This is a genomic window from Streptomyces sudanensis, from assembly GCF_023614315.1.
In the GTDB taxonomy this organism is placed as follows: Bacteria; Actinomycetota; Actinomycetes; order Streptomycetales; family Streptomycetaceae; genus Streptomyces; species Streptomyces sudanensis.
The window spans coordinates 2,450,218-2,461,286 of sequence record NZ_CP095474.1 but is presented as its reverse complement, the minus strand read 5'-3'; the positions used below and the strand labels follow the sequence as shown (position 1 = coordinate 2,461,286).

The 11,069-nt window shown below is 76.3% G+C and carries 5 protein-coding genes and 4 pseudogenes; 8 read left to right on the top strand and 1 reads right to left on the bottom strand.

Annotated elements, in window-relative coordinates:
* The first annotated feature begins 182 nt into the window (after positions 1 to 182).
* Genes MW084_RS11350 through MW084_RS11335 form a run of 4 tightly spaced genes read left to right on the top strand, consistent with a single transcriptional unit; the run spans position 183 to position 4,780 of the window.
* Positions 183 to 1,385, top strand: a complete 1,203-nt coding sequence (locus MW084_RS11350; RefSeq protein WP_010469788.1) for a resuscitation-promoting factor — start codon at positions 183 to 185, stop codon at positions 1,383 to 1,385.
* Positions 1,382 to 2,239, top strand: coding sequence for a 16S rRNA (adenine(1518)-N(6)/adenine(1519)-N(6))-dimethyltransferase RsmA (rsmA, locus tag MW084_RS11345; protein ID WP_010469789.1), 858 nt, complete (start codon positions 1,382 to 1,384; stop codon positions 2,237 to 2,239). The genes MW084_RS11350 and rsmA overlap by 4 nt, the downstream gene beginning before the upstream one ends.
* Entirely contained in the window at positions 2,236 to 3,129 is an 894-nt protein-coding gene (locus MW084_RS11340; protein WP_010469790.1) for a 4-(cytidine 5'-diphospho)-2-C-methyl-D-erythritol kinase, read from the top strand. The genes rsmA and MW084_RS11340 overlap by 4 nt, the downstream gene beginning before the upstream one ends.
* A 52-nt stretch (positions 3,130 to 3,181) precedes the next feature.
* A complete protein-coding gene (locus tag MW084_RS11335; protein ID WP_010469791.1) occupies positions 3,182 to 4,780 on the top strand; it encodes an acyltransferase family protein in 1,599 nt (532 codons plus the stop codon).
* 1,289 nt (positions 4,781 to 6,069) lie between these two features.
* On the opposite strand, the pseudogene MW084_RS11330 reads toward MW084_RS11335, so the two are convergent.
* Positions 6,070 to 6,652 (bottom strand): annotated as a pseudogene (locus MW084_RS11330) (lipoprotein); the annotation flags it as partial.
* Positions 6,653 to 6,908: 256 nt separating this feature from the next.
* Here MW084_RS11330 and MW084_RS11325 point away from each other — a divergent pair.
* From MW084_RS11325 to MW084_RS11310, 4 genes and pseudogenes are all read left to right on the top strand, one after another.
* Positions 6,909 to 8,723 carry an ABC-F family ATP-binding cassette domain-containing protein gene (locus tag MW084_RS11325; RefSeq protein ID WP_010469795.1) on the top strand — a complete coding sequence of 605 codons (1,815 nt, stop codon included), beginning with the start codon at positions 6,909 to 6,911 and terminating at the stop codon, positions 8,721 to 8,723.
* A gap of 362 nt (positions 8,724 to 9,085) precedes the next feature.
* Positions 9,086 to 9,390 (top strand): annotated as a pseudogene (locus MW084_RS11320) (outer membrane protein assembly factor BamB family protein); the annotation flags it as partial.
* 2 nt (positions 9,391 to 9,392) lie between these two features.
* A pseudogene (locus MW084_RS11315) lies at positions 9,393 to 10,243 on the top strand (outer membrane protein assembly factor BamB family protein); the annotation flags it as partial.
* Positions 10,244 to 10,305: 62 nt separating this feature from the next.
* A pseudogene (locus MW084_RS11310) lies at positions 10,306 to 10,892 on the top strand (outer membrane protein assembly factor BamB family protein); the annotation flags it as partial.
* Between the last annotated feature and the right edge of the window lie 177 nt (positions 10,893 to 11,069).

The window sequence follows — 11,069 nt, the reverse complement described above, 5'->3', positions numbered from 1 at the left end:
CGGCCGCCCCCGCCCCGTCCACCCGCCTGTGGACCGCGTGGACCAGGCAAGCCAGACAGGCCGAGCAGGCCGAGCAAGCCAGACGGGCCGGGCCGGACGAGCAGGCCAGACAGGCCGAGCAAGCCGAGCAGGCTGAGCAGGCCGAGCAGGCTGAGCAGGCCGGGCAGGCCGGGGCGGGGCGGGTGTGGCGGCGCGTGCCGCAGGCGCTCGTGGTCGCCGGGTTCGTCGCCGTCCTGGTGAGCGCCGGCGCCCTGCTCGCCGACCACAAGACGGTCCGGCTCAGCGTGGACGGCGCGCACCGCACCCTGCACACCTTCGCCGACGACGTGGGCGAGCTCCTCGCCGCCGAGGGCGTCACCACGGGCCGGTACGACCTCGTCACCCCCGCGCCCCGTACGCGCCTGGACGGCGGGGAGGAGGTCGTCGTGCGCTGGGGCCGCCCCCTGCGCCTCAACCTGGACGGGCGCGCCCGCCGCGTGTGGACCACCGCCCGCACGGTGGACGAGGCCCTGCGCGCCCTCGGCGTCCGCACCGAGGGCGCGCACCTGTCCGCCTCCCGCTCCGCCCGCATCGGCCGGGAGGGGCTCGCCCTCGCCGTGCGCACCGAACGCGCCGTGACGTTCCGCGCCGACGGCCGCGAGCGCACCGTCCGCACCAACGCCGCCACCGTCGCCGAGGCCCTCCGCCAGGCGCGGATCACCCTCGGGGACCAGGACACGACCTCCGTGCCGCCCGGCGCCTTCCCCCGCGACGGCCAGACCGTCACCGTCCTGCGCGTCAGGTACCACCGCGAGACCCGCTACGAGACCGTCCCCCACGACGTGCGCCGCGTCGAGGACCCCGGGCTGTACCGGGGTGCCGAGGTCGTCGACCGGGAGGGCCGGCCCGGCCTGCGCCGCCTCACGTACGAGGTCCGCACCGTCGACGGCGTCCCCCGCCACACCCGCAGGACCGGTACGGACCTGGTCCGCGAGCCGGTCGCCCGGATCGTCCGGGTCGGCACCGGGGAGCGCCCGCGGTCCGGCACCGGGGCGAACGGGGCGGAGCGGCCCCGACCCGGGGCGACGAGGTCCCGCCCCGAGGCCGCGCAGGTGCGCTCCCCGGCGACGCCGGCCCGCTCCGGCTCCGGCTCCGTCTCCGGCGCCGAGCACCTCGACTGGGCCGCCCTCGCCCAGTGCGAGTCCGGCGGGCGCCCGGACGCCGTCGACCCCTCCGGCACGTACGGCGGCCTCTACCAGTTCGACGTCCGCACCTGGCGCTCCGTCGGCGGCTCCGGACGCCCCCAGGACGCCTCCGCCGCCGAGCAGACATACCGGGCGAAGCTGCTCTACGCGCAAAGGGGGGCGAGTCCGTGGCCGCACTGCGGCCGTAGGCTGTATCGGTGAGCACCACTGAGCCCGACGCACTCCTCGGCCCCGCCGACATCCGCGAACTGGCCGCAGCCCTCGGGGTACGCCCCACCAAGCAGCGCGGCCAGAACTTCGTCATCGACGCCAACACCGTCCGGCGCATCGTCCGCACCGCGGAGGTGCGCCCGGACGACGTCGTGGTGGAGGTCGGCCCCGGGCTCGGTTCCCTCACCCTCGCCCTGCTGGAGGCCGCCGACCGCGTCGTGGCCGTCGAGATCGACGACACCCTCGCCGCGGCGCTGCCCGCCACGATCACCGCCCGCATGCCCGAGCGGGCGACGCGCTTCTCGCTGGTCCACTCCGACGCCATGGACGTGCGGGAGCTGCCGGGCCCGCCGCCCACCGCGCTCGTCGCGAACCTGCCGTACAACGTCGCGGTGCCCGTCCTGCTGCACATGCTCGACCGCTTCCCGAGCATCGAGCGCACCCTCGTCATGGTCCAGGCGGAGGTCGCCGACCGGCTCGCCGCCCGCCCCGGCAACAAGGTGTACGGCGTGCCGTCGGTGAAGGCCAACTGGTACGCGGAGGTCAGGCGGGCCGGCTCCATCGGCCGCAACGTCTTCTGGCCCGCGCCCAACGTCGACTCCGGCCTCGTCTCCCTGGTGCGCCGCGACCCGCCCGCGACCACCGCCTCCAAGCGGGAGGTCTTCGCCGTGGTCGACGCCGCGTTCGCGCAGCGCCGCAAGACCCTGCGCGCCGCGCTGGCCGGCTGGGCCGGATCGCCCGCCGCCGCCGAGGCCGCGCTCGTCGCGGCCGGGGTGTCCCCCCAGGCCCGCGGCGAGTCCCTGACCGTCGAGGAGTTCGCCCGTATCGCGGAGGCCCGAGCGTGAGCGTCACCGTACGAGTCCCGGCCAAGGTCAACGTCCAGCTCGCGGTGGGGCCCGCCCGCCCCGACGGCTTCCACGACCTGGCCAACGTCTTCCTCGCCGTCTCCCTGTACGACGAGGTGACCGCGACCCCGGCCGACTCCCTCCGCGTCACCTGCGAGGGGCCGGGCGCCGACCAGGTGCCCCTGGACCGCACCAACCTCGCCGCGCGCGCCGCGGAACTCCTCGCCGCCCGGTACGGCGTCGCCCCGGACGTGCACCTCCACATCGCCAAGGACATCCCCGTCGCCGGGGGCATGGCCGGCGGCAGCGCCGACGGCGCGGGCGCCCTCCTCGCCTGCGACGCCCTGTGGGGCACCGGCGCCAGCCGCGCCGAACTCCTCGACATCTGCGCCGAGTTGGGCAGTGACGTGCCCTTCTCCCTCGTCGGCGGCGCGGCCCTGGGGACCGGCCGCGGCGAGCGCCTCGCCGAGATCACCGCCGGTGGCACCTTCCACTGGGTGTTCGGCCTCGCCGACGGCGGCCTGTCGACGCCGGCCGTGTACGCCGAGTTCGACCGGCTCACCCCGGACGCGCCCGCGCCCGCCGCGTCCCCCGCCCTGCTGGACGCGCTGCGCACCGGTGACACCGCCGCCCTCGCCGGGGCCCTCGCCAACGACCTCCAGCCCGCCGCGCTGTCCCTGCGCCCGTCGCTCGCCGACACGCTCGCCGCGGGCATGGCGGCCGGCGCCCTCGCCGGGATCGTGTCCGGCTCCGGCCCCACCACGGCGTTCCTGGTCAAGGACGCCGAGGACGCCGAGGCCGTCGCCGCCGCGCTCACCGCGTCCGGCACGTGCCGCGCGGCGCGTACGGCCACCTCCCCGGCGCCCGGCGCCCGGGTACTCAGCCCGTGACCGGGTAGGCGTACTCTCCCGGTTCCGCCGCCGGGGGGCGAGCCTTGCCCGCATGACACGTACCGGAACACGCCCCACGGCGCGGGACCTCGCCGCCGCCACCCCCGCCACCAGGGACCGCTACGTCGACCTCCTGCGGGTCGCGTCCCTGGCGGTGGTCGTCCTCGGGCACTGGCTGATGGCCGCGGTGACGGCCGGCGGGAGCGTCGGCAACGTCCTCGCGGTCGTGCCCGCCCTCCAGGTCCTCACCTGGGGGTTGCAGGTGATGCCGGTGTTCTTCTTCGTCGGCGGCTTCGCGCACGCCCTGTCGTACCGGTCCCGGCCCGGGTACGCCGCGTTCGTCCGCGGCCGGGTGCGGCGGCTGCTCCGCCCGACCGCCCTCTTCGCCGTCCTGTGGGGAGCGGCCGCCCTCGTCGTGCAACTCCTCGGCGGAGGAGGCGGGTTGACCGGAACGGCGCTGCGGCTGGTGACGCAGCCCCTGTGGTTCGTCGGGATCTACCTGGCGATGGTCGCGTTCGCGCCGCCGCTGCTGCGGCTCCACCGGCGGTGGGGCTGGGGCGCCTTCGCCGTGCTGGCGGGCGGGGTGGCGGCGGTGGACCTGCTGCGGTTCGCCGGGGACGTGCCGTACGTCGCCTTCCTGAACTTCGCCCTGGTGTGGCTCGCCGTGCACCAGCTGGGCTTCCTCCGCGCGGACGGCCGCCTGCGCGCCCCGTGGGCGCTCGCCTCGGCGGGACTGGCCGGCGCGGTGGCGCTGGTCGCCCTCGGGCCGTACCCGCTGTCGATGGTGGGCATGCCCGGCGAGGAGGTGTCCAACATGGCACCCCCGACACTGGCCCTGCTGTGCCACGGGATGTGGCTGGTCGGCGCGGTGGAGCTGCTGCGCGGCCCCGGGGCGCGGCTCGCCGCCCGCGCCCGCGTCTGGCGGGTGGTCGTCGCGGCGAACGGGGTCGCCATGACGGCGTTCCTGTGGCACCTGACGGCGATGCTCGGCGTGTACGGCGCGATGCTCGCGCTGGGCGTGACCCTGCCGGAGCCGGCGTCCGGCGCGTGGTGGGCGCACCTGCCGGTGCGGGTGGCGCTGGCGGCGGCGGTGACGGCCCTGCTGGTCGGCGTCTTCCGGTACGCGGAACGCCCCGCCCGCGCCCCCGGCGCGGAACCGGTTTCCGCTTCCCGTCCCGGTTCCGGTCCGGTTTCCGCTTCCCGTCCTGGTCCCGGTCCGGTTTCCGCTTCCCGCCCTGGTCCCGGTCCGGTTTCCGCTTCCCGCCCTGGTCCCGGTCCGGTTTCCGCTTCCCGTCCTGGTCCTGGTCCGGTTTCCGCTTCCCGTCCTGGTCCTGGCCCGGTTTCCGCTTCCCGTCCTGGTAAGGCTCCGGCTTCCGCTTCATGCCCCGGCAAGGCCGCCGTTCCCGGCCCCCGTCCGGAGGCGGACCTGCCGGTCCCCGCGGCCGGGGGGTCCGCTCCGGGTACGGCGGTGCCGGCGGCGCTGGGCGTCGCCCTGAGCCTGCTGGGCGTCCTGGGCCTGTCGGCGGTGGGGTACGGGGGCCTGCTGGAGGGGCACAGCGCGGTCCTGGTCGCGGTACCGGTGACGGCCCCCCAGGCCCTGCTCCTGATCCTGGCCGGCTGGGCCCTGGTGGAACTCCGCCGCCCGTCCTGACCCGGGTGTGCGCGGGGCGAGGGCGGCGCGCCCCGCACGGGGCGCCCGCGTCGGGACGTACCCCGCGCCGGGGGCGGGCGGGNNNCGNCCCNNGCCNGGCNGNGGCGGCGGCGGTCAGGCGGGGGGCCCGCAGCGGTGGAGGGCGGCCGAGGACGCGGCGAAGGACTTCAGCGCGCCGCGCAGCGAGGCGTGGTCCAGCGCCAGCCCGTCGTCCGGCACGATCTCGTACACCCCCGTCCCGTCCGCCCCCGGGCACTTCGCCGTCAGCCGGTAGCGCCCGGAGGGCGACTCGGCCGCGCCGTTCGCCGGCAGCGCCCCGCCGTCCGACAGCGCCGTCTCCCCGTACGGCCCGTACGACGCGGTGAAGGTGTACAGCGGCGTCCCCAGGCCGCTGCCCAGCACGCACCGCTCCACCGGCGCCGGACGCGCCGGGGTCTCCGCGACGGTGCCGGCGCCCCACCGCCGCGCGGTGGCCGCGTCCACCACGCCCCGGCAGGTCCCGGACGCCCGGGACAGCGGGCGCCGCGCGTCCACGACGGGAGCCGCCACGTCCTCCACCGTCCCCTCCGCGTCGCGGCCCGTGCCGCAGCCGGTGCGCCGCGCGTACGAGCGGGCCGTGTCCGCCAGGGCGGACACCAGGCGGGTCCGCGCCGCGCCGTCCTCGAAGGACGCGCCGTCCGCGAGCCGGCCGTCCGCCACCGCGAGCAGCCCGTCGCCGGACTCGTCGCCGCAGTCCAGCAGCAGCACCGCCCGGCCCCGCGCCGCGTCCGTGTCGTCGCCGTACGCGAAGGAGCCCGTCCACCCGCCGCCCAGCGGCACGGCCACCGGGCCGGGGTCCGCCGAGGCGCCCGGCCCCAGCGGCTCCCCGGCGTTGCGTATCCGCACCTCCACCCCGGCCTCGCCGCCGGGGGCCGAGACGGAGCAGCGCCAGCCGTCCTGCCGCAGCTCGCTCGAAGCGGTCAGCGCGGCGTCCGGCAGCAGCGCCCGTACGGGGCCGGCCGCGAGGTCCCCCTCGCAGGCGCCGTCCAGCGCCGATCCGCCGCCCCGGATCCCGTACCCGCCGGACAGCCAGAACGCCCCGCCGGCCACCACCGCGACCGCCGCCGCGACGGCCGCCCACCGCGCCCCCCGGCGCCGCCGGNGCNNNCNGGGGCCGCGGCCCCTGCTGTCCTCGCTCATGTCGTACCTCTCGCAGATGGACGTCGTACGGACACGGACACGCGGTACGGCGTCCTCCGGTTTCTTCCGTTCCCCCGGCCCTCCGGCTCCGCGCGGTGCGGGCCCGGCCGTCAGCCGCCGGTCGCGGCCAGGGACCTCTTCGCCAATTCGTAGGCGGGCAGCATCGCCGTGTGCTCCACGTCGTCCATGCCGCCCAGCTCCAGCACGAGCGGGCCGCGCGGCGTGGCCACGGCCAGCGCGCGGACCGGCTTCGGCTCGTCGAGGAGCTCGCTGGTGACGACGTACGTCGCCTCCGTCGCCGGGAGCGCGCCGCCCGCGCCCGCCCGCACGTCGCGGTAGGCGACGGACGCGGCGGAGTCGGCGGCGACGAACGCCTCCAGCGCGGCGCGCGGCGTGGCGCCTCCCGCGTTGCCGGTCCACACCCGCAGGAAGCCGATCTGCCCGGCCGGTTTGGCGTCGATCTCGCAGACCGTGGTGAGGGGGCCCTGCTCCAGCAGCTCGTTCAGCTCCGCGAGCTCCGGATCGTCGATCGGCTCGACCTTCTTCGGCTCCCATCCGGCGGCCACGTCGAACGTCACCGGCAGCGGGCACGCCGACCCGGCCGCGCCGACCGTCCCGCCCCTCGGCGCGGGCGCCGCGGGCGCCGCGGCCGAGGGGGCCGCCGGGGAGGCCGGGGCCGCCGGGGTCCCGGAANCNNNNGGNGNGGTGGGGGAGGCNNGGGNGGNGGNCGNNGGGNCNCCCNNNTCCACACGGGCCGGCCCCCCGTCCGGCCCGCATCCCGACAGCAGCGCCGCGGCGGCCACCACCACCGCGCCCCATCCCGTACCGCGCGTCACCTTCACTCCGGCCCCTCCCCTTGGACGACCGCCGCACGCTACCGCACGGCCGGACGGCCCCTCGGCGCCCACTACCCTGGAAGGTCGAGCCGTCCCGCCACATCAGGAGTGAAATGGCCGCCAACCTGGTCAATGTCGAGGCCGTCAGCAAGGTGTACGGCACCCGTGCCCTGCTCGACGGTGTGTCCCTCGGCGTGTCCGAGGGCGACCGGATCGGCGTCGTGGGGCGCAACGGCGACGGGAAGACGACGCTGATCCGCGTCCTCGCCAAGCTGGAGGAGGCCGACGGCGGGCGCGTCACCCACAGCGGCGGCCTGCGCCTCGGGGTGCTCACGCAGCACGACTCCCTCGACCCGGCCGCGACCGTGCGGCACGAGGTGATCGGCGACCTCGCGGACCACGAGTGGGCGGGCAGCGCGAAGATCCGCGACGTGCTCACCGGCCTCTTCGGCGGCCTGGACCTGCCCGGCTTCCCGCAGGGACTCGACACGGTGATCGGGCCGCTGTCCGGCGGCGAGCGGCGGCGCATCGCGCTCGCCAAGCTGCTGATCGCGGAGCAGGACCTGATCGTCCTCGACGAGCCCACCAACCACCTCGACGTGGAGGGCATCGCCTGGCTCGCCCAGCACCTGCGGACCCGCCGCTCGGCGCTGGTCTGCGTCACCCACGACCGCTGGTTCCTCGACCAGGTGTGCACGCGCATGTGGGACGTCCAGCGCGGCACCGTCCACGAGTACGAGGGCGGCTACTCCGACTACGTCTTCGCGCGGGCCGAGCGGGAGCGGATCGCCGCGACGGAGGAGACCAAGCGGCAGAACCTCGTCCGCAAGGAGCTGGCGTGGCTGCGGCGCGGCGCGCCGGCCCGCACCTCCAAGCCCCGCTACCGCATCGAGGCGGCGAACGAGCTGATCGCGGACGTACCGCCGCCGCGCGACACCAGCGAGCTGATGCGGTTCGCCTCCGCCCGCCTCGGCAGGACCGTGTTCGACCTGGAGGACGTGACCGTCCAGGCCGGGCCGAAGGTGCTGCTGAAGCACCTGACCTGGCAGCTCGGCCCCGGCGACCGGATCGGCCTGGTCGGCGTGAACGGCGCGGGCAAGACCTCGCTGCTGCGGGCGCTCGCGGAGGCCGCCGCGACCCAGGGCGAGAGGCAGCCGGCCGCCGGGCGGGTCACCGTCGGCCGCACCGTGCGCCTCGCCTACCTGTCGCAGGACGTGGCGGAGCTGCCGCCGGCGCTGCGCGTCCTGGAGGCGGTGCAGCAGGTCAGGGACCGCGTCGACCTCGGCAAGGGCCGGGAGATGACGGCGGGGCAGCTCTGCGAGAGGTTCGGCTTCACCAAGGAGAAGCAGTGGACGCCCGTCGGGGACCTGTCCGGCGGTGAGCGGCGCCGCCTCCAGCTGCTGCGCCTGCTGATGGACGAGCCGAACGTCCTCTTCCTCGACGAGCCGACCAACGACCTGGACATCGAGACGCTGACGCAGCTGGAGGACCTGCTCGACGGCTGGCCCGGCTCGATGGTCGTCATCTCCCACGACCGGTTCTTCCTGGAGCGGACCACGGACCGGACGTTCGCGCTGCTCGGCGACGCGACGCTGCGGATGCTGCCGCGCGGGATCGACGAGTACCTGGAGCGCCGTCAGAGGATGGTCGAGGCGGCGTCCGCGGCCCCGGCCGCCCCGCCCGCCGCCGCTCCGGCCGCCGCGGCGAAGGCGTCCGCGGCCGACGCCCGCGCCGCGAAGAAGGAGCTCCAGCGGATCGAGCGGCAGCTCGACAAGGTCTCCACCCGGGAGGCTGCCCTCCACACCCGGATCGCCGAGAACGCCACGGACTTCGAGCTGGTGGCGAAACTCGACGCCGAGCTGAGGGAACTCGCGGCGGAGCGCGAGGACTTGGAAACGCGCTGGCTGGAACTGGCCGAGGACGCCTGAGCGCCCGGTGCGCGAAGCGCCCCCGCCTCGCGGGGGAGAAGGCGCGGCAAGCGGATAACAGGGGCGTCACGGGCCGGTCCTCCGTTGGGAACAGGGGAGGTCCGGCCCCTGTGCGCCTTCGGGGCGGGTGGTAGAAAGAAGCCCCGCTCGACTCACGTAACAGTGCGGCATCCCTGTCCGAACCACTCCATTCCGGCCATGTGCCGCGCCGGAATCGCGGGGGAGGCCGGTCGGCCGGCGGACCGCACGAAGGGGGAAGCGCTGATGACTCAGCCGCCCAGCCAGCAACCGCCGCAGGGAGGCTTCGGGTCTCCGCAGGACCCGCAGGGGGTTCCCCAGCCCCCGGCCCAGCCCCCNGCCCNGCCGCCGACCCCTTGCCTCCGGCCCAGCCGCCGGCCGCCCCGTCCGCACCCGGGTACGGCTTCCCGCAGGCCCCCGGCCGGCCACCGGCGCCCGGCCAGGGGCACGCACAGCCCCCCGGCCAGCCGACCCCCTACGGGCAGCCGGGCCCCTACACCCAGCCCGGCCCGTACGGGCAGCAGCCGACCCCCTACGGGCAACCCGGCCCCTACGGGGAGCAGCCCGGCCCCTACGGGCAGCCGGGCGCGTACGCCCAGCCCGGTCCCTACGGGCAGCAGCCCGGCCCCTACGGCGGCCCCCCGACCCANNCNCCGTACCCCGGCGCCCCCGTGCCGCCCGGCGGTTCCGGCGGCGGCCCCTTCAAGGGCAGGACCGGCGCGGTCGTCGCCGCGGCGGTGGCCGCGGTGCTCGCCGTGGGCGGCGTCACCGTGTGGGCGGTGACCACCGGCGACGACGACAAGGGCGGGACCACCACCGCGCAGCCGTCCGGCTCCGCCACCGGCCCGAGCGAGTCCGCGCCCGTCGACAAGGGCGACGGCACCGGCGGCGGACGCGAGGCGGACGACGACCTCAACGCGGGCCGCCGGCCGGGCGAGGCCAAGGTCGAGTGGCTCCTCAAGAACGACGTGGACCTGCCGCGCAACGGCGCCGACGTGTACGGCCCGTGGATCGTCGGCGACACCATCGTCAAGGCCATGTACCGGGGCGTCGAGGGCTTCTCCACCACCGACGGCAAGAAGAAGTGGAGCGTCCCCTTCACCACCGACGTCTGCGAGGCCCCGAACGCGCCCGCCGCGAACGGCCTCATCGTCATCGGCCTCAAGGACGGCACCGGCGACCGCGCCGACTGCCGGGTCCTCCAGCAGGTCGACCTGAAGTCCGGCAAGGCGGGCTGGAAGGCGGAGATACCCAAGAGCACCGGGTTCAGCTCGCTCTCCGACCCGACGCTCGCCATCGCCGGCAACACCGTCGCGGCCGCCGGCACCGGCAACTCGTACGGCTTCTCCCTCACCGACGGCAAGCAGGTCTTCGGCAAGCCCTCCGGCGACTGCCAGCCCTACGCCTTCGCCGGCGCCGGAGCGCGCCTGGTCGCCGCCGCCAACTGCCGGGTCTCCGACTACAAGAACCCGCAGCAGGAGGTCTGGGACGTCGACCCGGCCNACCGGCAAGCCCAGGTGGAGGTANNNCCAGCTCGCGCGCGGCTGGGAGGTCGACAAGGTCNACTCCGTCAGCCCGCTCGTCGTGAACGCGGTCCAGGAGGAGAAGAAGCAGCGCACCGTCCTGGCCCTCACCGACGCGGGCAGGCTGCGCTCCCAGCTCTCCGGCGGCGACGACAAGTACCGCGCCCAGTGCGGCGGCGGCCTGATCGTCTTCGGCCAGCGCCTCCAGGGCTGCACCGGCGTCGCGGCCGACGCGAACACGTTCTACATGTCCACCGAGCCCGCCGACTCCGGCCGGGGCGGCAACGAGGTCGTCGCGTTCGACCTCGCCACCGGCAAGCCCAGGTGGCGCGCCGCGGCGGGCCCGGACAAGGCGATGCTCCCGCTGCGGATGGAGGGCGGCAGGCTCCTCGTCTACGTCGAGGGCTCCTGGGACCGCGGCGGCGCTGTCGCCACCCTGGCCCCGACCGGCGGCAAGCCGACCGTCCTGCTCCAGCACCCGGCGTCCGTCGCCCGGATCGAGCGGGACTTCTGGCAGCCCCGGTACGAGTACGCCGACGGCCGGTTCTTCATCGCCAGCGGCCGGGTCAGCGCCCGGGACGACAAGGCCGAACTGGAGACCAAGACCATGATCGCGTTCGGCGGGTAGCGCAGGCCCGGCGCCTCCGCGACCGCAGACCCCCCATCTCCAGAGGTACGCACCGATGACGCAACCACCCACACCGCCGGACCAGCCCCAGGGTTCCCCGGACCAGCCCCAGGGTTCCCCGGACCAGCCCCAGGGTCCCCCNGACCNNCNNCNNNNCNNGNCNNNTNGNGGNNGNNC